Source organism: Helicobacter apodemus (assembly GCF_003097575.1).
Lineage (GTDB): Bacteria > Campylobacterota > Campylobacteria > Campylobacterales > Helicobacteraceae > Helicobacter_D > Helicobacter_D apodemus.
The window spans coordinates 484,013-506,876 of the sequence record NZ_CP021886.1 but is presented as its reverse complement, the minus strand read 5'-3'; the positions used below and the strand labels follow the sequence as shown (position 1 = coordinate 506,876).

Here is a 22,864-nt window from a genome sequence, read left to right as displayed (position 1 = left end):
AGTTTAAGAAATTATTAACTATAATCCGCCATTCAAATCTATACGAAAAAGTTACTGCAAAAGCTCATTGTAGTTCTTAGAATATTTAAAAAATATAAGTGCATTTTAGTTTGAAAAGTGCAATTTTCAATAGTATTAGAAGGTCATAAATTGATAAAAAGAGTCTTATTTGTTTTTGGAACTAGACCAGAAGCCATAAAAATGGCTCCTTTAGTGAATATTTTTAAAAAAGATTCTGATTTTGAAACCAAACTCTGTGTGAGTGCCCAACACAGAGAAATGTTAGATCAAACTTTAAATTTTTTTAATTTACAACCAGACTTTGATTTAAATATTATGGAATCCAATCAAGACTTATTTAGTATTACAGCAAAAATCCTATTAGCCTTAAAAGAGATTTTACAAGGTTTTAAACCTCATTTAATCCTAGTTCATGGAGATACTACAACGGCATTGAGCGGTGCTTTAGCGGGGTTTTATGAAAAAGTCCCAATTGCCCATATCGAAGCAGGTCTTAGGACACACAACCTTGCATCCCCCTACCCTGAAGAAGCTAATCGACAAATGATTGATACCTTAACAAATTACTATTTTGTTCCAACCAACGATTCAAAAAATAATTTACTCCTTGAAGGTAAAAAAGAAAAAAATATCTGCATTAGCGGAAATACAGTTATTGATGCACTTTTTTTAACGCTCAATCTTATAAAATCTAATCAAAACCTAGAGCAAAAGATTAAAAAAGATTTATCGCTTTACTATCCTTTAAACCCCCAAAGAAAATTTATCCTTGTAACAGCTCATAGGAGAGAAAATTTTGGAGAAGGACTGATCCAAATTTGCAAGGCTTTAAAACAAATTGCCTATAATAATCCACAAATAGATATTATTTATCCTACACATCCTAACCCTAATGTGCAAAAAACTACAAAAAGCTTACTTACTGATACCCCAAATATCTTTTTAATCCCACCCTTAAATTATGAATATTTTGTCTATTTAATGTCTCATTGTTATTTCATAATGACAGATTCTGGAGGTATTCAAGAAGAAGCACCTTCACTAAGAAAGCCTATATTATTAATGCGAAACAACACAGAAAGACCTGAAGCATTAGAGGCTAGGGTAGTGAAACTAGTCGGAACGCACATTCAAAGCATTACAAAAGAGGCACAAAATCTTTTGGATAATCCTAAAGATTATCAAGCAATGTCTCACTCTATTAATCCATATGGCGATGGAAAAGCTTGTGAAAGGATTGTAGATTTCATCAAAAACTTACAAAGGGATAAGGAATGAAAATATGCGTAATTGGACTTGGTTATATTGGACTACCCACAGCTACTATCTTTGCTCAAAAAGGATTAGAAGTCTTAGGCGTAGATACTAATCCAACCATTGTTGATACTATCAATCAAGCCAAAACGCACATTATAGAGCCAGAGCTTGACAAACTTGTCTTTGAGTCGGTAAAAAAAGGATTTTTAAAAGCAAGTTTAAAGCCTGATTATGCAGATGTATTTATTATTTGTGTGCCAACACCTTTTAAGCAAAATCATCAACCCAATATAGAGTATATACAACAAGCCTCTAAGGCTATTGCAAAATACCTACAAAAAGGTAATCTTGTGCTATTAGAATCAACCTCTCCTTGCGGCACCACAGAAAAAATATCCCAATATCTTAGCACAATAAGAGAGGATTTGAAATTTCCTCATAACAATAAACAAGCAGATATTTTTGTAGCTTATACTCCAGAGAGAGTATTACCGGGATCTATCCTCAAAGAGTTAGTAGAAAATGACAGGATTATTGGCGGGATTACAACCCAATGCACAAAAAAGGCTATAGAGCTTTATAAGATTTTTGTCAAAGGAGAATGTATCCCTACAGATGCAAAGACTGCCGAAATGACAAAACTTACAGAAAATGCTTTTAGAGATGTTAATATTGCTTTTGCTAATGAATTATCTTTAATCTGTGAGGAAGCGGGTATTGATGTTTATACGCTTATTAAACTTGCTAATCATCACCCACGAGTGAATATACTAAAGCCAAGTTGTGGAGTTGGCGGACATTGCATTGCTGTTGATCCTTGGTTTATCATAAGTGATTTTCCTAAACAATCTAAACTGATTAAAACGGCTAGAGAAGTTAATGACTACAAAACACATTTTGTTACTCAAAAAATCACGCATAGACTCTTGCAAAAGGATTATAAAAAAATTGCTATTTTAGGACTATCTTTTAAGCCAGATATTGATGACCTAAGAGAAAGCCCAGCAATGAAAATCGCCAAGACCATTATCACAGATGCCAAACGAGAAATTTTAATTGTCGAACCCCATATCAAACATTTGCCTCAAGAATTAAGTTATCCAAATGTTAGACTATGCACTTTAAAAGAAGCTTTAGATGAGTCCCAACTCATTATTATCTTAGTAGCGCATAAAGCATTTTTAAATTTAAATATCCCAACCCAAGAAATTTTAGATTTTGTTAATATTAGAGAAGTGTAATGGAAGCACAAACAATTACAACTTTAATATTAAATGAAGAGAATGTAACCTATAAACTCTATCTCCCTTATAAAGAAAGTGATTATATTCAAAGAGAAATTACTGCTAAATTAATCCCTTACGAATATGCAATGCTACAAGATATTCTAAAAAGAATAGACAAAAATTCTGCCTTTTTAGATATAGGGGCAAATATAGGCAACCATTCTTTGTTTTTAGCAGCTAATGGGATTAAAGTCTATGCCTTTGAAGCCAATAAAGAGCTGTGTGAAATAACCCAAAAAAGCATAGAAATCAATGGATACCAAAATATACAAATTTATAATTATGGCTTAAGTGATAGAGAGGAATTAGGAGAATTTACACATTTAGATACGAGCAACTTAGGAGGAAATGCACTTACTTTAGGAAAAGGCAATATCCAATGCAAAAGATTAGATGATTTTAAATTTAAGGAAAAAATAGGGGTAATAAAAATTGATGTTGAAGGAATGGAAGAAAAAGTTTTATTAGGGGCTAAAGAAACTATTAAAAAAAATCGACCCCTTATTTATATTGAAGCTATAGATATTTCTTCTTTTCATCGTATCAACACTCTTTTAGAAGCCTTAAATTTTAGCTGTTGTGAGACTTTTAATAGCACACCTACGCATCTTTATATTCCCAATGAGCATTTAGATGAAAAAAAAATGTTAAATAAGGTATTATCAAAACTTACTTATGATAGTTATTATACACTTTATAGCTATGGAGCTATTAAAAAACTAGACAACAAACTCAATACCTCCCAACAAAACGAAGAGCGGTTAAAGCAAACTATCACAAATCTAAAAGAACAAAATCAAAATCTCTTACTAAAACTCAATACCTCCCAACAAAACGAAGATCGGTTAAAGCAAACTATCACAAATCTAAAAGAACAAAATCAAAATCTCTTACTAAAACTCAATACCTCCCAACAAAACGAAGATCGGTTAAAAAACACCCTTTCTTTTAGATGGGGGAATAGAATCATTAAAGCAAAGTCTTTGAAAAAAATCCTCACTCTACCTTATGATCTCCATCAAGACTATAAAGCCTTTAAAGGCAAAGTTAAACCCAATATTTTACCTACTTCTAATAAACATAGCTTCCTATTCCCCACGCATAATATACAAAACACCCAAAAACGATTCACTCTCCAATCAGAGCCTAACTCCATTAAAGTCGCTTGTATTCTTGATGAGTTTAGCTACCATTGTTTCAAGTATGAATGTAATTTGCTCTATCTTACATTTAGCAAATGGGAATCCCAAATTCAAGAATTTCAACCAGATTTTGTATTAATAGAATCAGCGTGGAGTGGGCTTGATACTTCGTGGAAAGAGAAATTATCAATGCCAAGTAAGGAGATTATAGCATTACTTGAATTTTGTAAAAAAGCAAAAATTCCAACAGCGTTTTGGAACAAAGAAGACCCCATTGATTTTGAAAGATTTTTATATCTTGCAAAGGAAGTGGATTTTATATTTACAAGCGATATACATTGTGTAGCCAAATACAAATATTATGCGAAACATTCTAATGTTTATTGCCTCCCCTTTGCCGCGCAAACAAAATTTTGTAATCCCATTGAAGCATTAAGTAGAAAAGATGGTTTTTGCTTTGCAGGTTCTTATTATATGCGTTTTCCAAACCGACACAAAGACTTTAGCATCATTATTGACGCTGCTAAAGCACTAAAACCTGTGGCTATTTATGATAGAAATTATGGCAAAAGCCACGCACATAACTCCTACCCTCAAGAATTTCAAGATCTTATTATTGGGGGCTTAAATTTTGAAGAAATACAAAAAGCTTATAAAGGCTATAAATTTGGGATTAACATTAATAGCATTAAAAACTCACAAACAATGTTTGCTAGAAGAGTTTTTGAACTTTTAGCTTCTAATACCATAGTGTTAAGTAATTTCTCAAGAGCGATCCGATATTTTTTTGGTGATTTAGTGATTGCCTCTGATAATGCCAAAGAGATTCATAAAAACTTAAACCCCCTTATAAAAGAAGATTTATATTACAGAAAATTCCGATTATTAGGACTTAGGAAGGTTATGAGTGAGCATACCTACAAAGACAGATTTTCTTTTATGTGTTCTGTAATGTTTGACAATTTTATACCTTATAGTGAATCTCCTATTTATATCTACTCCCAAATCAACTCTTTAGAAGAATACGAACGAATTATTACTTATTTCAAGGCGCAAAAATCTATTAATAATAAAATTTTAATTCTTTATAAGAACTTCAATCAAATTTTAGAGACGCAAGATAAAAATATTTTATTAAAAGATTCCAAAAAAGAATGTATTGCTTATTTAAAAAATTTAGAATCAGGATTTTTTAGTATTTTTAATCCTAAGGATTATTATGGCAAATCCTATCTCACAGATTTACTTTTAGCACAAAAATATTCCGATTATAAAGCTTTCGGTAAAGCTTGTTTCTATACTTATACAGAAAAATTAATACTACAAAATGAGAATTTAGAATACCGCTTAGTCAAAGAGCTTGATATTTGCTCCTCTATTCTTTGTGTAAAAGAACTAAAAGAATATTTAATTCACCAATTCTTAGATGGCAAAACAAATTATCACTTAGAGTATATGTTAGCACTTGATCGATTTAATTATTGCAAAAATGGAGCCTTACTTACTGATGATAAACTCGAAGTTATTGATGATCTGTATCTACAAGATAGCGGTATTCCTTTTGATAATATAAACCCCAAAATCACAAAACTCATTCCCGCTTCTTTGAAAGAAGAATGCACCACAAAAGATATTTATAAATTCTCTGCCTCTAAACTCTATGAGCTTTTCAAAAACTCCCACAAAGTCTCTATGAAGCTCCAAGATCCTTATTTAATACTTACCTCAAAACTCCAAAAACACGAGGAAGAAACCATCTATTTCAAAAAACCCTTAGAAAAAGAAGCGATGAATCTGCTCCAAAACTCAAAACTTCTCTTTAAATGTGAATATGATGTAGAAGATTTAAGGAGCGTTTGTGAGTTATTAGATAAAGATAAGCATAGTATTTCTAAAAGTCTCAATGAGATAGGAGACATTATTACTTTAAGTTTGCCAAATCATTGCGCTTATATTCGCTTTGGGTTAAGGATTAAAGGGAGTGGCACAATCCAGATTAAAGAGCTAATTTTAGATGATGTGAGTAATGAGCCCTATTTAATGTTAGCCAAATCTAAAACATTAGTTTTAACTAGGCAATACCCCTCTTATGAAGACATTTATAAATTTGGATTCTTACACACAAGGATAAAAGCCTATAAAGAAAAGGGTGTTTTAGTGGATGTTTTTAGACTAAATAATGATTGCAAATACTACGCTTATGAGTTTGAGGGAATTGATGTAATGAGTGCCTCTAAGGAAGTTTTACTACATTCTTTGCAAAGCCAGCAATACACGCATATTTTAGTACATTTCTTAGATGAGGAGATGTGGGAAATCTTAAGCCAATTTGTAGATAAAATTAATATTCTTGTATGGGTTCACGGTTATGAAATACAAATGTGGTATAGGAGATTATTTAACTTTGAACATTTAGGTGAAGCTGAAATCAATCGCCAAAAATCGATGAGTGAGCGGCGAAAAAAATTTTGGCAAAAAATCATTGGCGCAAACCATAAAAATCTTCATTTTATCTTTGTCTCTCAACATTTTAAAAATGAATGCTTAGGAGATATTGGAATGGATTTACCAAAAGATTCTTATTCTATCATACATAATCCAATCGACACAACTCTCTTTAACTATATCCCTAAAAGCGCAGAATCAAGAAAAAAAATTCTCTCTATTAGACCTTTTGCTAGTAAAACATACGCTAATGATTTATCGGTTAAAGCCATATTAGCACTTAGTAAAAAAGACTTTTTTAAAGAGTTAGAATTTCTTATCATTGGAGATGGAGAATTATTCAAAGAAACACTTAAACCTTTAAGAGGATTTAAAAATATAACCATTCAACAAAAATTCTTACAACAAGGGGAAATCGCTAAACTCCATAAAGAATATGGAATCTTTTTAAATCCAACGCGTATGGATTCTCAAGGTGTTTCAAGAGATGAAGCAAGTTCTAGTGGGCTTGTGCCTATTACTAATAAAGTTGCAGCGATTCCAGAATTTGTAGATGAAAATTCTGGAATGCTTGTAGAGGCAGAAGACTATATGGGATTAGCTCATGCAATAGAATTTCTTTATAAAAACCCAAAAGAGTTTTTAAGACTTTCTAATAATGCCGCAAAAAGAGTAAGAGAGCAAAGCAGTATAGAGCAAAGCATACAAAGAGAGATAAAGGTTTTTGATGGAAAATCAATCTTTAGGCAGAATTCCTAAATTTTTTCTTTATATCAATAATAAAGAAAAAATTTTAAAGCAATATTTTTTTATTAAAAAATACTTAATTTCAGCTTTAATAAATGGAATATTAGCTTTACATAGAAAATTAATACTATTTTTTAAATATTTTTTTATTTTTAAAGGATTAGGTGTTAAAAAATCTTTAAAAAATTATTATTTAAGCTTAAATTCTCAGCGGTATAGGTTTCTCTTTGTGCGATTTTTATACTCTATTAGACCTTTTGCTAGTAAAAAATACGCTAATGATTTATCGGTTAAAGCCATATTAGCACTTAGTAAAAAAGACTTTTTTAAAGAGTTAGAATTTCTTATCATTGGAGATGGAGAATTATTCAAAGAAACACTTAAACCTTTAAGAGGATTTAAAAATATAACCATTCAACAAAAATTCTTACAACAAGGGGAAATCGCTAAACTCCATAAAGAATATGGAATCTTTTTAAATCCAACGCGTATGGATTCTCAAGGTGTTTCAAGAGATGAAGCAAGTTCTAGTGGGCTTGTGCCTATCACAATAGCAAGTTTTAAAGAAAACAAATACAAAACATACGCTAATGATTTATCGGTTAAAGCCATATTAGCACTTAGTAAAAAAGACTTTTTTAAAGAGTTAGAATTTCTTATCATTGGAGATGGAGAATTATTCAAAGAAACACTTAAACCTTTAAGAGGATTTAAAAATATAACCATTCAACAAAAATTCTTACAACAAGGGGAAATCGCTAAACTCCATAAAGAATATGGAATCTTTTTAAATCCAACGCGTATGGATTCTCAAGGTGTTTCAAGAGATGAAGCAAGTTCTAGTGGGCTTGTGCCTATTACTAATAAAGTTGCAGCGATTCCAGAATTTGTAGATGAAAATTCTGGAATGCTTGTAGAGGCAGAAGACTATATGGGATTAGCTCATGCAATAGAATTTCTTTATAAAAACCCAAAAGAGTTTTTAAGACTAAAGGATGGGAATGAATAATCTATGCAAGAATAAGGAAAATCACAACCTAAAAGATATTAGCAATATATCCTACAAAGAAACCAAAGATCCTAAAGATATGGAGCGAACTTACATTACAACTTTGCAAACAAAAAGCATAGCCGTAATTGTCCCTATTTATAATGTTGCTCCTTATTTAAAACAATGCATTGAAAGTATTTTAAGCCAAAGCCATATAAACTTTAAACTATTCTTATGCGATGATGAAAGCTCTGATGAGAGTCTTCAAATTGCCCTTGAATATGCCCAAAAAGATACGAGGATTTTTGTTTTTTCACAAAAAAATGCAGGACAAGGCAGTGCTAGAAACATAGGTATTTTAACAGCTGGTGGAAGACTTAACTTTCAAAACAAAGAGGAATTAAAACAAAATCTTGAAGCAAAAACTTTTGGGAATCTAAAAGATGAAATGAAAACCTTTAAAGGTTTTAAAAGTTATTTTTGTTATACCGGCAAAAAACTTATTCAAGCCTTTATATGTCAGAAGGCTATAAAAGACTTTGAAAGCCTTTTAAACCCCGATACACAAATCCAAGACACTCCAAATTTTGACTACCTTTGCTTTATTGATTCAGATGATTTTATTAAACCTAATACTTTTAAAAATTATCTTTATTATATTCAAGGGGTGGATTTTTTGTATTCTGGATTTGAGTATTTTTTTGATGGGGTGGAAAAGGATGAGAACTTAAGAACACACTTTCAAAATTATCGTATTACAAAAGAGGGTGTTATAAGTGATAAAGACTTTATTTTTATCAATATTTACACTGGCATACGAAGCTTTTGCTTCGTATGCCAAGGAATGATAAATCATTCCTTGGTATATAAAAACAAGCTTTTGTATCCCAGTGATATTTATGCAGAGGATTTACTATTTGGTGTCTTGCTTGTGGGGATTAGTTCTAGGATTTATGTTTTACAAAAAGCCTTTTATGTCTATAGGATTAGGACAAGTTCAAGCTGTGCTTACCAAAGTCAATATAAAGCTCCTCCTAGATTTAACAATATTTTAGAAAGTTTCAATGGAGATTGTAATTTATTAAAGGAATACTTAAGAGTTCAAAGCTCTATTGTAACAGCACAAAAAATACTAGCTTGGGCAAATAACTATAAAGACAGAGAAAAAGCTAACTCTATCAAAAGAGTCTTTGTTCCTACTTATTGCAAAAGAGCCAAACTCATCCTTAATTTTTCTATTGATCCTTTAAATCTTAAAAAACAATTTTATGCGTTAAAACCTTATTTAAACGCTACAGAAAAAACAGGTGCTATTAAGAGAGTAAAAAATCAACTAAGCTATAAAATAGGCTTAAAGCTTATGGATTATGCTAATAATCACATAGGAATAAAAACATTAATTTTAAAAATTGCCCTCATTGCTACCATTCATAAAATAAAGCTCGGTTTTTCAAAACTATATTTTATCGCTAATCCAAAACGAAAACCACTCGCTTTAGAAGATTATAAAGACTTTAAAGAAGCTTTTGAGCTAAAAAATCAAGAAGTTTATCAGCTAGGGTGTAAATTTCTCCAAATGAGATTCACTCTTAGGGGATTCAAACATTTTTTATTAGAGTTAAGGAGATGAATTGGTTTTTAAAAAAAGGGATTTATTAGAATTAAACACAAATTTAAAAAAGTATAAAGAATGCTATATCGTTAAATTTGAAAAAAAATATGCTTTAGAATACATTAAAATCTACCTTGATGAGCAATATCTTTGGTGCAATCAACAAAATTTATTGATAAAAATCAAAAAGGGGGAAGAATTTGAACTCATAAAATCCATACCTATTTATAGTGAAGAGGTTTTATATATAGAGTTAAAAAGTGAATTTTATACACAAGAGCTACAAATATCTATGGAAGGAAATACTAAATGTAAGCTTAATGCCATCCGCGTTTTTAGTAGAAAATATCCGGGGTTGGTAGTAGCTTCAAGAGGAGATGGCATTGGAGCTAGATTATTACCCCTTCTAAATGCCTTAGTCCTCTCTAAATATACAGATTTTAAATTTGGTTATACTTGGTGGGATTGTGAATCCCTTTTTAACTTCATTGAAAAAGTTGATGATAATAAAATAGCATCTCTACATACAGGAAAAGAAGAACAAATTTTTAGTAAAGATTTTATTAAACAATATTCTTATACTAAGACGCTTCCGATGGATAGAGGATATTTTAACAAAATTACTTTAGAGCAATTAAAAAAACTTCCATTTGATAAAGATTGGGGTTGGTTTGTCTCCTATACTCTAACACATCAAGGAATATTTAAAGATGTTAAAAGTATAGGACATCATTATAAAAAGGTATGGAATGAAATAGGTTTTTCTAAAAGAATAAAAGAAATCATTAAGGAAGCTTCAAGACTAAGTAAGACATTAGGAGAATTTATCATAATTCATATCCGAAGTGGAGACATTGTCTTTCACCCCAATACACAAATTCAACAAAATGCATATTGGAACAAGGCAATGCCTATAGAAATAGCCATAGAGCTTATAGAATTAAACCAAGATAAAACCATCGTTTTATGTAGCGATGACTTTAAAATAATTAAAGACTTAAAAAACTTTTATAAAAATATAGAAATTTACTGCATTGATGATTTTGATACAATATTGCAAGATACAGAAAGAAATTTCTTTGAAATTTCTTTTATGTCTAATGCAAAAACTATCTATTCTGGAGATAGCTCATTTGCAAAAGTAGCAAGCTATATAGGCTTAGGAGATGAACCAAGCTTTTACTGGAAAATCTTTGATTATGAGAAATTATATGAGATAATGACTAGACGCATTCACAAATTTAAAGCACATTTATTCCAAAAGGCTTATTCAGCTTATTACACTTTTCAAGTCGCTAAATTAGCCTATAAAAAAGATTACTTAGATTATCTCTATCTTGCTTTTTCTCTCCACCCAAATGTGCTCTATATTATTCAGCTTTTTATAAACTATTATGAATGTTCTCGCTTCAATGAGGCAGAACAATTTATAAAAGAAATAGAACTAGATGAAAACTTTTTTAAAAACTATTTTAAAAGTCCATACCTCAAAGAAAGTTACACAAAAATTCTTGAACTTACTAAAAAATTTCCCAACAATAAAGATTTCATAATACTAAGAGATAGGATCTTAAAACAGACTAGTGGTAATATCCCCCCAAACCCCTAGGTGCCCCCTCCCGCATTAAATCTCATCTCTCTTATAAACTAGGACAAGCTTTGATTTTAAACTCTAAAAGTCTATGGGGATATATAAGAATGCCTTATGTATTATCTTATATCAAAGATAAACATAAACAAGAACAAAAAGAATACCAAGAAAAGATAAAAAAGAATCCTAGTTTAAAACTTCCTACCTTAGAATCTTATAGAGATTATAAAGATGCTTTAAAAATAAAAAATACACTTTCTTATCAATTAGGGGAAGCTTTTATTAAAGCTAAGAAACAAAATTTCTTTAAATTTCCTATTCCTTACTTAAAAGCTAATAATGTTAATTATAGTGGGGGGGGGGGCATTCTATGGTTTTATTTTGTTGAATCTAAGAGAATAGTAAGGGAGTGGAGAGGGAGGAGTAAGAAATAATACTTTATTCACTAATTAATAATTCGTCCAAGAAAAGGAGCTTTTATTTGTGTCTAAAGCACTTAGAATCTCCCTATCTTCTGCACTTAAAGAGCAATCAAAAACATTAAAATTTTCTATCATTCTTGTCTTTTTAGAAGTTTTTGGTATGACAGAGATTCCTTGTTTAATGAGGAATCGCAAAACCACTTGTGCGGGGGTTTTATCGTATTTTGAAGCAATACTTTTAAGTGTGGGATTTTCTTTTGATGTGAATTATAAGGATATTGCATTAGAGGATATTTTGCATAATCCCCAAGCTCTACCAAGATATGATTGCAATCTTTTTGAATATGGTCAAGCAAATTTAGGTTAAAGGAGAAAAAATGAAACTTAATGCTTATGATACCAATAAGGCTTTTGAATATGAAAATGGTTATTTTATTACTGCAGATGATAGACGCATTGGTAAGTTTATCGTGCATTTGGAGCTTTATAAAAAAATTACGCATTTACCCGGAGCTATTGTAGAATGTGGAGTATTTAAAGGAAATTCCTTTTTTGAATGGGTGCATTTTCGGAATATTCTTGAAACGGAAGCTAGTAGAAAAATCATAGGCTTTGATACCTTTGGAGAGTTTCCAGAGACGAATTTTGAAGAAGATAAGCACAAAAGACAAGCCTTTATTGATGAAGCAGGAAGTGGTATTAGTTATGAAGAGATACAGAGGGGCTTTAGCTTATAAAAAGATAGAAAACTATGAGCTTATTAAGGGCGATATTAATGATACTCTGCCTCAATACTGCAAGGATAAGCCAGAGCTTAAAATCGCACTTTTACACATTGATACGGATGTTTATGAACCCGCTGTAACTATCTTGGATAATATGTATGAAAGGGTAAGTGGGGGGGGGGGATTATAATGTTTGATGATTACTCTATTTTTGCAGGAGAGACTAAGGCAGTCGATGAATTTATTAAGGATAAGAATTTAGCCTTACAAAAGCTCCCCTTTTTACACAAACCAACTTTTATTATTAAGAAGTGAAAATGCTATTAGCAATTATCCCAGCAAGGGGAGGAAGTAAAAGCATTAAAAAGAAAAATCTAGCACTTTTGGGTGATAAACCTTTGCTTTATTACACCATAAAAGCCGCTAAAGAATCAAAATGTATCCAAGAGATTATCGTAAGTAGTGAAGATGAGGAAATCTTAGAATATGCTAACAATCAAGGCGTTAGCATCTTAAAAAGACCAAAAGAGCTTGCACAAGATACTTCAAGAAGTGATGAGGTTGTAGAGTATTGCTTAAAGCATTATCCAAATTATGAAGAATTTGTCTTGTTGCAACCTACTTCACCCTTTAGGGAAGCAGCACATATAGAACAAGCTTATAGAAAGTTTCAAGAGGAGAATGCTCAAAGCTTAATTAGTGTTTGTACTTACGAAAAGACAATTTTAAAAGCCTTTATCTTAAATGAAAAAGGTTATTTAAAAGGAATCTGCAATGATTCGTTTCCTTTTATGCCAAGGCAAGAATTGCCTGAAGTCTTTATGGCAAATGGAGCAATTTATTTAGGTAAGACGAAAGATTTTCTTAAAAATCTTACTTTTTTAGCTAAGCAAACTAGTTATTTCTTAATGGATACACAAAGCTCTTTAGATATAGATGAACCTAGCGACTTAAAAAGAGCAAATGAAATTTTGAAGGAGAAAAAATGAAAGCAATAAAGAGATATGGCAAAGATTTTGATAATAAAGCTATCTTAAGAACGCCTCAATGGCTTAAAAATCAAAGCGAAAACGCTAAGGCAAAAGCAAAAAAGTTTATTAAAGAAGAAAAAGAATCTTTAAACGCTTGTCCTATTTGTGAAAGCAAGGAAGTGGTGGAATTTGCAAGAATTTATGAATTTATTTATAAGGAATGCCAAAATTGTGAAAACCTCTTTTTAGCAAATCCCTTAAAAGACTTACATAAGCTTTATACCAATGATGGCTCTCAAAGTGCTTTTGAATGTTATTTGAATGATGAAATTTTTAATAAAAGATTGGAGTTTATAGCAAAGCCTAAGGTTAGCTTTATTGATGAAATTGCTAAGAAATATTCCCAAAATAAGCTTTGGCTTGACATTGGAAGTGGTGGAGGAGAAAATCTCTATGTCGCTAAAGAATTAGGCTATGAAGTGAGAGGATTTGAATCAGATTTGAAAGCTTTGAAGTTTTCTAATGAAAAACTAAAGGGTGATTATGTGAAAGAGGGCTTTTTAGATATACAAAATTGTAATCAAGAGCTTTTAGAGGCTATTAATAAAGCAAATGTTGTTACCTTTTTTAATGTTTTGGAGCATTTAGCTAATCCTAAGCAAACTTTAGAGTTTTTTGGGGAAAATATGGCAAAAGATGCCTTGCTTGTGATAGAAGTGCCAAGACATCCCTCCCTTTCAAGTTATGCTAATGCTCTAGCAAGCAATAGAGTGTATAGACATTTAATCCCACCTTTTCACCTTAATATCTTTAGTGAAAAATCTTTAGAAATTGCTTGTACTTCTGCGGGGGGGGGGGGATTTACATTAGTTGGAAAATGGGCTTATGGACAAGGATTTATGGATATAATTCACGCTTTTGAAGGTTTTGATAAAAATCAATCTTTATATGAGAAGATTTGCTCTGTGTCAAACCAAATCCAAAAGATTCTTGATGAAAATAATTTAGCGGATTTTTTAATGTTGGTTTTACAAAAATAAAAGATTTAAAGAGAATGAAATTCCAATAGAGGGAGAGAATGTTTAATATCGTCTTTAGTGCGGATAATAATTACATTAAATATGTTGCGGTTTTGATAAGTAGTATTATTAAAAATACTCAAAGAGAAAGAGGGTTTAAGGATTTTTGCGAAGCAGATTATGGATTAATAGGATATGATAAGCTTAATTTTGAGACTTTAAGCGATGAGGAAAAATGTGAGGGTTATGTCTTTTATATCTTAAGTGAGGATATTTCCCTAGAGAATGAACAAAAACTAAATACCTTAGCCTCTGAACTTAACAAGAGCTATCCTTGATTGATAAAGGTTATTAAAATATCACGATAGATTTTAAAACTATGGGAAGTTTAAGCTGGGGCGAAGGCAGGAATTTCACCACTTATTATCGTCTTGTAATCCCAACTTTACTAAAAAGTTGCAAAACTTGCCTCTATTTAGATGTAGATATGCTTGTAGAAGGGGATTTAAGGGAGCTTTTTAGTCTTGATTTAAAGGGTTTTACATTAGCAACGGTGCAAAATCAAGCACCCTTTGAGAATATTTATAATGCAGGTTTTTTACTCTTTAATCTTGAAGAATGGAGGATACAAGGTTTAGAGCAAAAATGTTTAACGCGTTTAAAGAATTATCCAAATCATTTCGATCAAGAGGCATTAAATGCTGTTATAAAAAATGAAAATACGCTTAAACTTCCCCTACGATATAATTTTTGGCTTCAAACTTTTCAAAGTGATGATTTTAAAATTTTTGAAAAAGATGATTTTTTGCGTTTTAAAGATCATATCCAAATTATCCACTATATACGACCTAAGCCTTGGCGTAGCCTTATGCTTTGGCTAGGACATTCTAAGAATAAAATTTGCTTTTATCAAAACATTATAGATTTGTGGTGGGAATGTGCTTTAAAAACTCCCATTTTTGACAAAGAATTACAACAGAAAAAAATAGAGATAAATAATGAGTTTGTCGCTAATATGAATCTCCATCTTAATAAATTAGAGAACACTATCAAAACATTAAAAACTCAAACCCAAACTTTACAAATTTCATTTAAACTATAGCACTGATTCCTCACTCTTTAAACCTCATCTCTCTTATAAACTAAGACAAGCTTTAATTCTAAACTCTAAAAGTCTATGGGGATATATAAGAATGCCTTATGTATTATCTTATATCAAAGATAAACATAAACAAGAACAAAAAGAATACCAAGAAAAGATTATTTCTTTAAATTAGCAAAGACTATAGCTAAAAAGTATGATAATGTCTTTGTTGAAGACCTAAATTTAAAGGCTATGGCTAAGATTTGGGGTAGAAAGATAAATGATTTAGCATTTAACGAGTTTATTGGTATCTTAGCGACTAAAACAAATGTTGTTAAGATTGATAAATTCTATCCTAGCTCCAAAACTTGCAGTTGTTGTGGATATATCAAAAACGATTTGAATCTTAAAGATAGAATGTTTGATTGTCCTAATTGCAAAGCAAAATTAGATAGAGATTATAATGCTAGTTTAAACATTTATAGAGTTGGGGCATCAACTCTTAGTGGAGAATTTGTAAGACCTACAAAAGTAGGCTAGATTTGTTGATACTAGAAACCCCCGCATTTATGCGTGGGGAGTATGTCATAATAATTTCAATTAAGCTCTCATCTAAAAGCAAGGTTTTAAAAAGGGATTGTTCTAAAGAAGTATTTTTATTATTCTTGCTGCTTTGTGTAAAAAAAGAGGGTGAAAGATTAAGGGTATCTATAGCTTTGGCTATTAGCTCCTCTTTGAGATAAAAATTACTCTGCCTTGCAATAATAGCTTTTATCTTGTTGGTATGCTGCTCTTTTTCTTTAGGTGTTTGTGCGGTTTTAATGCCATTTAGGCAAAAGTAAGAAAAGCCATCGATATTTTTAAACCGCAATTCTGCCTTTTTTTGTAAAATCTCCCCTATATCTTTAAATCCTCCACTTAAAAAAGACAAAGAGCAGTTAAAGAAACCTTCATTGATTAAAAGTTCTAAAGCTCTTTTTGAAGCCATAAGCCCTGCTTCATCATTATCAAAACAAAGGTTGATATGAATATCCTCTTTTAATCGATTAATATTGCTTAAATGGTGGATATTAAAAGCAGTTCCACAAGTTGCAACGCAGTTTCTAACGCCCATTTTATAAAGAGCGATACAATCCAAAAAACCCTCTACAATATACACACTCTTTTGCTTAGCTATCTCACTCCTAGCCTTGCTTAGGTTGTAGAGTATTTGGGATTTATTAAATATCCTGCTTTCTTTAGAGTTAATATATTTAGCGGTGTTTGTAAAATTAATATAAGGGTGAATCCTTGCTGAAAATCCTACTATTTTATGCGTAGCATTCCTAAGCCCAAAGGTTATGCGATTAGAAAATGGGCTTTTATTGTTCTCATACATAACCCCTAGCTCTAATAATTCCTTTTTATACTCTGTTGGTAAAGTATTAGGACATAATCCTATATCAAAAGATTCTAAATCCTCTAATTCTAATCCACGATTAAAGAGATATTGCATTATCTTTTTATTCTCTTTTGCTCTTAAATGTTCTTTAAAAACATCATTAAGAGACTTTAGGGCTTCATATCCTTTATATTGGGGTTTTACTTGGGTTTTAATAAGGGTAAAATTCACATCATTAGCAATTTCCTCTAAGGCTTCCTCAAAACTTAGCTTTTTATATTCTTGCAAGAATTTGATAGCATCCCCACTAGCTCCACAACCAAAACAATGGTAAATCTGTTTTTGGGGGGAGATTATAAAGCTAGGACTTCTTTCTTGGTGAAAGGGACAATTGCAAGCATAATTTACTCCACTTTTGCGTAAAGGTAGGTATTTACTAAGCACTTGTATAATATCTATTCTCTCTTTTAATGCTTCAAGATTTGTAACCATAATACACTCCTTGTTTTTTATATACCTTGCATCTATCATACTCCATTTATAACGCACAAAACAAGCCCAGTAATAATGTCTAAGACAAACACAAAAACCATCCCATAAATAAAAAGATAAATTTCTTCCATACTAACTCCTTAAATCTTTGGTGTATCAATAATCATTGTTTTTTTACTATCCTCAAAAAACACTTCTAAAGGCTCTTGTTGCTGTTCTTTGCTAAAGGTTAAGGTTTTGGGGTTAAAAAATACCTTTTCTTTAAAATGCTTCCCTGTTTGCTTGTTTTTCTTGACAATGATTATTCTCTCATTTTCGTTAAAATCTGTATTTTCTCCCTTTTGTTCGGGGATTTTCTCTATCCTAATAGTGATACTTGCTTCGTGTCCTCCCTTTTTGCTCCCCATAGGATTATCCTTATCTCCTTTAGCGGTTTGCACGATTAAAATCACAAAGATTTTTAAGGTATGGCAAAGCCTTGCAAGTGTGCTAAATTTTAAACTTTCCTCCTCCTCCATACTTCGAGTTTGAGGGGTAGTAAGGCGCATTTGACTATCAATTAAGAAAAACTTAGCCCCCTTTTTATACATTCTTTTAATATTTGCTACAACCTCATAAATATCAAATCCCTCATTAACTATAATAATATTATCTGAACTACTAGTTTGCTTTTGTTTTCGATACAAGTGATTTTCAATCATAAATTCAAAGCAGAAAAAGCCCACTTTGGTTGTTTTAGCTAGATTTTCTAAAATCTGTAAGCCTAACATTGTTTTCCCAGCTTCTGCATCTCCACTTATAAGCATTAATTGCCCGAGTGTAAATCCCCCATTAAAACAAGAATCTAAAAAATCAATTTTAGTAGGATATTGCGGCATTTTGACTTTGTCTTTTAATTCCTCAATCCATTCCTTTTCAGTTTTTAGGTCATTGCTATGTATTTCTAGCTGTTGTTGCAGCATTGATAAATCTAGCAAGACATTATCATTACTAGCATTTTTTAGTTTGTCCGCTAAAAGCCTTTGTTTTTTGATTTTAGATTCAAAGATGAAATTTTGCGTAAAATTTAAATAATTAGGGTTTGGCTCTGTAGAGAGGAAGTTTAAAAAATAATCGCTTTGCTTGAAATTTTCATCTAAAGAGCAAAGGAGTGTTTGTATGCTTAAAGCTTCTTTTTCTTTTAGGGGTATCATTTTTTCTAAAATGTCTAAACCCTTTTTAGAAAAACAATTTTGGGTTACAATTTCTAAAAACTCAAAAAAATCATCCTGATAATGCAACATGGATTTTAAAATCATCGCTTCCATTGTTTCTTATGCCTCCTGCACCCATTTAGGGCATTTTTTAATCTCTTGAGAATACAGAAGTTTAGTTATTATCTCTATTTCTTGTAGCCTTGTGCCTACAAAGTTTTTGATATGTCCTTGATATGCCTTTTGCTCACAAGTTTTTAGCATTTCTTTTTTAAAAATCCTTGCAAACTCATTTAAAGAAATATTAAATCCTCTATCATTTAAGACGAAGGCTAATTTCTGATAATAGCTTTTAGGAATAATGTTAATAAACTCTATGAGATATTCCTTGAATACTTCATTTTCAAATTTGACTTTACAAAGAACTATTTCGTTAAATATGCGTGCTTCCATTATTACACTCCTTTAAAAATTGAAAAACAAATAAATTTTGTGTTGATTTTTGTATAAAAAAATCATCTAAGCACTTATGCAAATAAGCATTTTTGGATATATTTTTTTGTCTGCTTATTTTTCCTATTTTTTTGATTGTGCTTTGCTTTAGGGTAAATTTTTTTCTTTTTTTTTCTCTCCATTTTTAAATCCTTTAAACGCAGAAATTAAAGCATTTTCAACAATCAAACTTCGGCTTATATTTTCAAGTTCTGCAATAAAATTTAAAACTTGCAAGGTTTGTTCTGTTAAATAAAAGCTCCCTGAATGAATCTTAGGGGTTTTTGTCTTTTTGTAGTGCATTTTCTCTCCTTAAATTACAAAATACACCAAATCACCCTGTTTTTGGATATGCCTTTCCTCTCCATTAATCGTTAAAGGCACTATCGTTCCTTGCTCGTATTTGGCTAGATTTTCTGGGGTTAATTCACCAATATGTTGCATAATAAGTTCCTTATCTTGCTTATCTTGCTTATCTTGCTGTTCCCTATCTCTGGGTGATTGTTTAGCTAAAGATTTCTTAGATCTAAAGCCATAGGTAGGCATTATGGTTTTATTTTTAGGGAATAATCCACTCCAACCTCGATTAATGCTTGTTTGAATAATGCTAATAATATCCTCTCCTTGCTCTTTTAGCTTTCTTAGGTTGTCTAATATGCTTTTCTTTGTGGTAAGGCAAAGATTTCTGTGTTTTTCCTTGCGGTAATTAAAAAAGTTTTGTATGGATTTTAATTCTTCTTCTGAAAAGTCTTTAAAATCTAATTCAAGATTTTTCTTAGGCTTAATAAAGAGTGTTGATAAATTTATAACTTTTTGTGATTGTCTTAATATAGATTCTCTTTTTTTATAAATATTATTATTATATCTATCTTTATATGTTGGTAAATTTTCCATTATAAGTGATTCTACCAAACGGGAGGAATCATTATTTTTAGGCTCTTTTAAGCTTTCTGATAAATCCTGTCCTTGTTGTTGCAAGGGTTGGTTTAGCAGATCATTAAATTCTAAATTTTCTATGATTTTTGGGTCTGTTATTTCCTCCTCTTTTATAAAAATCTCCTCCTCTTGAGGATCTATAAATTCATATTTCATTTTTCCATTAAACTTCCCATTTGTCTTTCCCTGCTCTCTTTTTAAGATAGAATTATCAATTAGTTCTCTCATGGCTTTTCTTATGGCTGTCTGTCCAATACTTAGCGTTTTTGTTAAATATTCAACATTGACATTCCAAGTATTAGGTAAGCTTAAAAGCAGTATTGCTAGCATCTTAGCATTAACGCTTAAAGTCTCATGTTTAATAAGGGTATTATTTACCCTTGTATAGTTTGTTTTGAATTGTGGTTTAACTATCATTTTTTACTCCTTATAATCATTTAAAAAGGTTGCCCTTTCTTTGTTGTCATTTTTTATAAATTTGGCATAGACCTTATAAGTAATGTTTAAATTACTATGCCCCACAACTTATCACAAATGAACAATATCGAGAAAGTTTTATTGAATAAATTCAAGCCGACATAGAGCCATATTTGTTAAAAATAAAAACTAATAATTCTTGTATTTCTTTATTGTTTGCGATGCTGTCGGTATTAAAGTTACTTAACTCATCAAAAGATATAGAATCTAAACCATATTTTTTAAATTGTTTGTAGATTGTCTTGACTACAGGACCATGCTTCCAAGCTTCTATTCTATCACTAAAAAGAGGTTTTTCAAATAAGCATAATGAATATCCTTGTGCGTAATAAAGCATTTTTTGGATTTTAAGGTTACTTATGGTATTACCAGCTTCTCTATTTCTAGCCAAAAATAAGAAATATTTTGCAATCTCCATAGCTTCCATCTTTATATCCTTAAATTTATAGCTTTTTAATATAACAAATAATTCCTTAAAATATTCTAGTATGATTGTTTTGTTTAAATAAAAGCTTTAATCCTTTATTTTAAAAAACATTTTTGTAACGATATTTTAGATGTTTTTACCCAAAGTGAAAATTATGATAAAGAGATATTAAAGCGAGATAAAGATTTAATCTTTGGTCTTTGTGTTATGCAAATATGGGTTAGCAAAGAGGAGCAAGATTTTACCCTCCTAATTTCTCTCTTTTACTCTTGAAATTCATTGTCTTTTAACCTCGCATTTTACAATATTTAAAGCACATTTCTTGTGAATATAAAAATATATAAAAAGAGTTTAAAAAGATTCTAAAAGAAAATTCTAAACAAATTTTTCACAATTAAATTTCTTTTAAATTTTCACTTAAAAAATAATTTTGAATTTTTTAAATTAAAAAATCTCTAAAAATTCTACTGGAGCAATTTCACTCTTTTGTATGTATCTTAAAAAATAAGTTTTAAAAATAAAGGGTTAAAAAAGTAAATCTTTAATCTGAACCATATTTTAAATACCTTTAACCTTTTAATTTAAAAATTACAAAACGCTTGACTTTATAAATTTTTACCATAGAATAGTTTTTCTTATTAAGTTAAGTGGTGTTAGGGTTTTTTCTAAATCATTTATAGGTGTAGCAGTTGCACCTAGAGATTATCCTCTTGAAAATCGATTATCCTTTGAGATAGTCCGATTTTCATAAAACTAAACTGTCTAATTCAGGGTTAAACCATATAGCTCTTTCCCTTTGAATTGCTGGGAAGTCTTGCAATACAAGAGGATAAAGTAAAAGATATATTATTGTCTTCAAAGGGTGTTATTCCTCTTGAAAAGCCATACATTGTCTTTTTCTGTCTCTCCTTGTTTAGAGTGTTATACTCCAACTATTAGAAATAATAGTGCATTATGCAGTAACAATTAACACTTAGAGATAATCAGCAGCTAAGCTTCTAATGGGTTAAAGTCTTCAATAAGAGCAAATAACAAATAGGTTTTGTAAAGCTTTTAACTTTTTTCCTTCAAAAATCCTTTTACTTTACAAATCCTTTTAATATGTTGTTTTTAAGTTTCTATTTAATCTTTAATCCTATGAAGAAAGTTCAGAGACTATCCACAAGATAAAGTAATAGATTGTAATATTTAAAACCTTAATGTTTTGTAGAAATTCATAAATTACAAATTCTATCCTTTATCTAGGAGTAGGCTGTAAGCAAGTATATTTACCTCATTTATTCTCTCATTATTATCCAATCTCTTTTTTTAAGTAGTCTATAAACATAAGCTAAAAGATGATTATCTATATAAAAAACAACAATTAAATAATAAGGAGCTAAAATGGCTAAAATCAAAGCAGGACAACAAGAACAAGAAATTATTGTTGAAACAAATAATCAACCCATAAAACCTACACAAAATAATAATCCACCATCAAGACGAAGTATTATTGAGGCAAACCAAAAACGAAAGATTGCAACAATTGAAAAGAACATTAATGCAGAAGTCTTTGTCCTTAAGTCTTTAAATACTATAAAAATCTTTAGAGAATTAAGGGCAACAGATGCACTAGATTCTACATTAAGGAATTTTTGGGTGATAAAATTAGTGCAAAAGATATGGAAAAATGGATTAAACTTGTTGATGAGATTTATACAAAAATTACAGAAGCAAATATGTATGGTAAAGAATTATTAGTCAATAATGGCAAAAGTCGTGGTATAGAAAACTTCTTTTTAAGACAAGAGATTAAAAAATCTATTGAGACAAAAGAAGCTAAAACTAAAAAAGCTAAAACACAAGAGAGTAAGAAAGAAGAAGCATAATAGTATAAGAGAGAATGAGGAATTACTAAGACAGTCCAAGCGGAGGGACACTCTTTTTTAGAGTGAAGATATAGTCCGTTCTCTATGGTGACATAGAGCAGCTCTTAAATCGTAAAAAATTCATAAAGGCAAAAAGCCTTGTATTTTAATTACGATTTAAGGCGTGTATAGTGTTGCCAACTATGCAGAACATAAAGATAAATTAAAAATTATCACTAACGCCTAGTTAGTTAATTTAATAATACCTGAAAACTTTAAAAGTCTTAAAGGCTTTTCTACTATAGG

General features: G+C 30.6%; 24 protein-coding genes and 2 pseudogenes. 19 read left to right on the top strand and 7 right to left on the bottom strand.

The features are described from left to right. The first annotated feature begins 150 nt into the window (after window positions 1–150). From wecB to CDV25_RS02425, 7 genes are all read left to right on the top strand, one after another. Entirely contained in the window at window positions 151–1,299 is a 1,149-nt protein-coding gene (gene wecB, locus CDV25_RS02455) for a non-hydrolyzing UDP-N-acetylglucosamine 2-epimerase (RefSeq protein ID WP_349771111.1), read from the top strand. Next, complete coding sequence (gene wecC, locus CDV25_RS02450; RefSeq protein WP_108910625.1) at window positions 1,296–2,519, top strand: UDP-N-acetyl-D-mannosamine dehydrogenase; 1,224 nt, start codon at window positions 1,296–1,298, stop codon at window positions 2,517–2,519. Before wecB ends, wecC begins: the two co-directional genes overlap by 4 nt. Continuing rightward, window positions 2,519–6,910, top strand: coding sequence for an FkbM family methyltransferase (locus tag CDV25_RS02445; RefSeq protein WP_108910624.1), 4,392 nt, complete (start codon window positions 2,519–2,521; stop codon window positions 6,908–6,910). The genes wecC and CDV25_RS02445 overlap by 1 nt, the downstream gene beginning before the upstream one ends. Window positions 6,911–7,127: 217 nt before the next feature. Next, window positions 7,128–7,907 (top strand): glycosyltransferase family 4 protein, encoded by a 780-nt coding sequence (locus tag CDV25_RS02440; RefSeq protein ID WP_204161859.1) that lies wholly within the window; start codon window positions 7,128–7,130, stop codon window positions 7,905–7,907. Further along, window positions 7,900–9,519, top strand: coding sequence for a glycosyltransferase family 2 protein (locus CDV25_RS02435; RefSeq protein ID WP_162550399.1), 1,620 nt, complete (start codon window positions 7,900–7,902; stop codon window positions 9,517–9,519). The genes CDV25_RS02440 and CDV25_RS02435 overlap by 8 nt, the downstream gene beginning before the upstream one ends. Window position 9,520: 1 nt before the next feature. Then, on the top strand, window positions 9,521–11,110 hold the full coding sequence (locus tag CDV25_RS02430) for a hypothetical protein (protein WP_108910622.1): 1,590 nt from the start codon (window positions 9,521–9,523) through the stop codon (window positions 11,108–11,110). 50 nt (window positions 11,111–11,160) lie between these two features. Further along, a complete protein-coding gene (locus tag CDV25_RS02425) occupies window positions 11,161–11,526 on the top strand; it encodes a DUF8374 domain-containing protein (protein ID WP_239056403.1) in 366 nt (121 codons plus the stop codon). 15 nt (window positions 11,527–11,541) lie between these two features. Here the strand turns inward: CDV25_RS02425 and CDV25_RS02420 are convergent, their stop codons facing one another. Next, window positions 11,542–11,715, bottom strand: coding sequence for a hypothetical protein (locus CDV25_RS02420; RefSeq protein WP_239056402.1), 174 nt, complete (start codon window positions 11,713–11,715; stop codon window positions 11,542–11,544). Here CDV25_RS02420 and CDV25_RS10455 point away from each other — a divergent pair. The 10 genes and pseudogenes from CDV25_RS10455 to CDV25_RS02385 all read left to right on the top strand — a co-directional run. Continuing rightward, a complete protein-coding gene (locus CDV25_RS10455; protein WP_239056401.1) occupies window positions 11,696–11,881 on the top strand; it encodes a hypothetical protein in 186 nt (61 codons plus the stop codon). The genes CDV25_RS02420 and CDV25_RS10455 overlap by 20 nt on opposite strands. A gap of 10 nt (window positions 11,882–11,891) precedes the next feature. Further along, window positions 11,892–12,251, top strand: a complete 360-nt coding sequence (locus CDV25_RS02415; RefSeq protein WP_269149128.1) for a class I SAM-dependent methyltransferase — start codon at window positions 11,892–11,894, stop codon at window positions 12,249–12,251. Beyond that, window positions 12,220–12,429: a TylF/MycF/NovP-related O-methyltransferase gene (locus CDV25_RS10710; protein ID WP_269149127.1), complete on the top strand. Its 210-nt coding sequence runs from the start codon at window positions 12,220–12,222 to the stop codon at window positions 12,427–12,429. Before CDV25_RS02415 ends, CDV25_RS10710 begins: the two co-directional genes overlap by 32 nt. Beyond that, window positions 12,429–12,554: a hypothetical protein gene (locus CDV25_RS10705; RefSeq protein WP_269149126.1), complete on the top strand. Its 126-nt coding sequence runs from the start codon at window positions 12,429–12,431 to the stop codon at window positions 12,552–12,554. Before CDV25_RS10710 ends, CDV25_RS10705 begins: the two co-directional genes overlap by 1 nt. 2 nt (window positions 12,555–12,556) lie before the next feature. After that, complete coding sequence (locus CDV25_RS02410) at window positions 12,557–13,228, top strand: acylneuraminate cytidylyltransferase family protein (protein ID WP_108910621.1); 672 nt, start codon at window positions 12,557–12,559, stop codon at window positions 13,226–13,228. Then, window positions 13,225–14,250 (top strand): class I SAM-dependent methyltransferase, encoded by a 1,026-nt coding sequence (locus CDV25_RS02405; protein WP_108910620.1) that lies wholly within the window; start codon window positions 13,225–13,227, stop codon window positions 14,248–14,250. The genes CDV25_RS02410 and CDV25_RS02405 overlap by 4 nt, the downstream gene beginning before the upstream one ends. Before the next feature lie 38 nt (window positions 14,251–14,288). Continuing rightward, window positions 14,289–14,567, top strand: coding sequence for a glycosyltransferase (locus tag CDV25_RS10700; RefSeq protein ID WP_162550398.1), 279 nt, complete (start codon window positions 14,289–14,291; stop codon window positions 14,565–14,567). A 41-nt stretch (window positions 14,568–14,608) separates the two neighbouring features. Beyond that, window positions 14,609–15,331, top strand: coding sequence for a glycosyltransferase family 8 protein (locus tag CDV25_RS02395; protein ID WP_108910619.1), 723 nt, complete (start codon window positions 14,609–14,611; stop codon window positions 15,329–15,331). Window positions 15,332–15,356: 25 nt separating this feature from the next. After that, window positions 15,357–15,500 (top strand): annotated as a pseudogene (locus CDV25_RS10825) (DUF8374 domain-containing protein); the annotation flags it as partial. Then, a pseudogene (locus CDV25_RS02385) lies at window positions 15,482–15,853 on the top strand (RNA-guided endonuclease InsQ/TnpB family protein); the annotation flags it as partial. The pseudogenes CDV25_RS10825 and CDV25_RS02385, both read left to right, overlap by 19 nt. On the opposite strand, the gene dnaG reads toward CDV25_RS02385, so the two are convergent. The 6 genes from dnaG to CDV25_RS02355 form a co-directional block, all read right to left on the bottom strand. Continuing rightward, complete coding sequence (dnaG, locus tag CDV25_RS02380; protein WP_162550397.1) at window positions 15,837–17,186, bottom strand: DNA primase; 1,350 nt, start codon at window positions 17,184–17,186, stop codon at window positions 15,837–15,839. The pseudogene CDV25_RS02385 and the gene dnaG overlap by 17 nt on opposite strands. A gap of 140 nt (window positions 17,187–17,326) precedes the next feature. Further along, window positions 17,327–18,493, bottom strand: a complete 1,167-nt coding sequence (locus tag CDV25_RS02375) for an RAD55 family ATPase (protein WP_108910616.1) — start codon at window positions 18,491–18,493, stop codon at window positions 17,327–17,329. Window positions 18,494–18,499: 6 nt separating this feature from the next. Then, window positions 18,500–18,832 carry a hypothetical protein gene (locus tag CDV25_RS02370; protein ID WP_108910615.1) on the bottom strand — a complete coding sequence of 111 codons (333 nt, stop codon included), beginning with the start codon at window positions 18,830–18,832 and terminating at the stop codon, window positions 18,500–18,502. Between the two features lie 147 nt (window positions 18,833–18,979). Next, the gene (locus CDV25_RS02365; protein ID WP_108910614.1) at window positions 18,980–19,174 is read right to left on the bottom strand and encodes a hypothetical protein; all 195 of its coding nucleotides are present in this window, start codon (window positions 19,172–19,174) and stop codon (window positions 18,980–18,982) included. A gap of 9 nt (window positions 19,175–19,183) precedes the next feature. Continuing rightward, on the bottom strand, window positions 19,184–20,224 hold the full coding sequence (locus tag CDV25_RS02360) for a phage replication initiator YdaU family protein (RefSeq protein WP_108910613.1): 1,041 nt from the start codon (window positions 20,222–20,224) through the stop codon (window positions 19,184–19,186). A gap of 151 nt (window positions 20,225–20,375) precedes the next feature. Beyond that, the gene (locus tag CDV25_RS02355) at window positions 20,376–20,711 is read right to left on the bottom strand and encodes a Panacea domain-containing protein (RefSeq protein ID WP_108910612.1); all 336 of its coding nucleotides are present in this window, start codon (window positions 20,709–20,711) and stop codon (window positions 20,376–20,378) included. Between the two features lie 1,383 nt (window positions 20,712–22,094). On the opposite strand from CDV25_RS02355, the gene CDV25_RS10450 reads away from it, so the two are divergent. Together CDV25_RS10450 and CDV25_RS10445 are read left to right on the top strand one after the other, a co-directional pair. Then, window positions 22,095–22,451, top strand: a complete 357-nt coding sequence (locus CDV25_RS10450; protein ID WP_239056399.1) for a hypothetical protein — start codon at window positions 22,095–22,097, stop codon at window positions 22,449–22,451. After that, entirely contained in the window at window positions 22,430–22,579 is a 150-nt protein-coding gene (locus CDV25_RS10445; protein WP_239056398.1) for a hypothetical protein, read from the top strand. Before CDV25_RS10450 ends, CDV25_RS10445 begins: the two co-directional genes overlap by 22 nt. Window positions 22,580–22,864 lie beyond the last annotated feature (285 nt).

Coding starts and splice junctions, on each gene's coding strand:
- wecC (WP_108910625.1), top strand. CDS start 1,296: ATGAAAATATGCGTAATTGGACTTGGTTATATTGGACTACCCACAGCT.
- CDV25_RS02445 (WP_108910624.1), top strand. CDS start 2,519: ATGGAAGCACAAACAATTACAACTTTAATATTAAATGAAGAGAATGTA.
- CDV25_RS02435 (WP_162550399.1), top strand. CDS start 7,900: ATGAATAATCTATGCAAGAATAAGGAAAATCACAACCTAAAAGATATT.
- CDV25_RS10455 (WP_239056401.1), top strand. CDS start 11,696: ATGAGGAATCGCAAAACCACTTGTGCGGGGGTTTTATCGTATTTTGAA.
- CDV25_RS02415 (WP_269149128.1), top strand. CDS start 11,892: ATGAAACTTAATGCTTATGATACCAATAAGGCTTTTGAATATGAAAAT.
- CDV25_RS10710 (WP_269149127.1), top strand. CDS start 12,220: ATGAAGAGATACAGAGGGGCTTTAGCTTATAAAAAGATAGAAAACTAT.
- CDV25_RS10705 (WP_269149126.1), top strand. CDS start 12,429: ATGTTTGATGATTACTCTATTTTTGCAGGAGAGACTAAGGCAGTCGAT.
- CDV25_RS02410 (WP_108910621.1), top strand. CDS start 12,557: ATGCTATTAGCAATTATCCCAGCAAGGGGAGGAAGTAAAAGCATTAAA.
- CDV25_RS02405 (WP_108910620.1), top strand. CDS start 13,225: ATGAAAGCAATAAAGAGATATGGCAAAGATTTTGATAATAAAGCTATC.
- CDV25_RS10700 (WP_162550398.1), top strand. CDS start 14,289: ATGTTTAATATCGTCTTTAGTGCGGATAATAATTACATTAAATATGTT.
- CDV25_RS02395 (WP_108910619.1), top strand. CDS start 14,609: ATGGGAAGTTTAAGCTGGGGCGAAGGCAGGAATTTCACCACTTATTAT.
- dnaG (WP_162550397.1), bottom strand. CDS start 17,186: ATGGTTACAAATCTTGAAGCATTAAAAGAGAGAATAGATATTATACAA.
- CDV25_RS02375 (WP_108910616.1), bottom strand. CDS start 18,493: ATGGAAGCGATGATTTTAAAATCCATGTTGCATTATCAGGATGATTTT.
- CDV25_RS02370 (WP_108910615.1), bottom strand. CDS start 18,832: ATGGAAGCACGCATATTTAACGAAATAGTTCTTTGTAAAGTCAAATTT.
- CDV25_RS02365 (WP_108910614.1), bottom strand. CDS start 19,174: ATGCACTACAAAAAGACAAAAACCCCTAAGATTCATTCAGGGAGCTTT.
- CDV25_RS02360 (WP_108910613.1), bottom strand. CDS start 20,224: ATGATAGTTAAACCACAATTCAAAACAAACTATACAAGGGTAAATAAT.
- CDV25_RS02355 (WP_108910612.1), bottom strand. CDS start 20,711: ATGGAAGCTATGGAGATTGCAAAATATTTCTTATTTTTGGCTAGAAAT.
- CDV25_RS10450 (WP_239056399.1), top strand. CDS start 22,095: ATGGCTAAAATCAAAGCAGGACAACAAGAACAAGAAATTATTGTTGAA.
- CDV25_RS10445 (WP_239056398.1), top strand. CDS start 22,430: ATGTATGGTAAAGAATTATTAGTCAATAATGGCAAAAGTCGTGGTATA.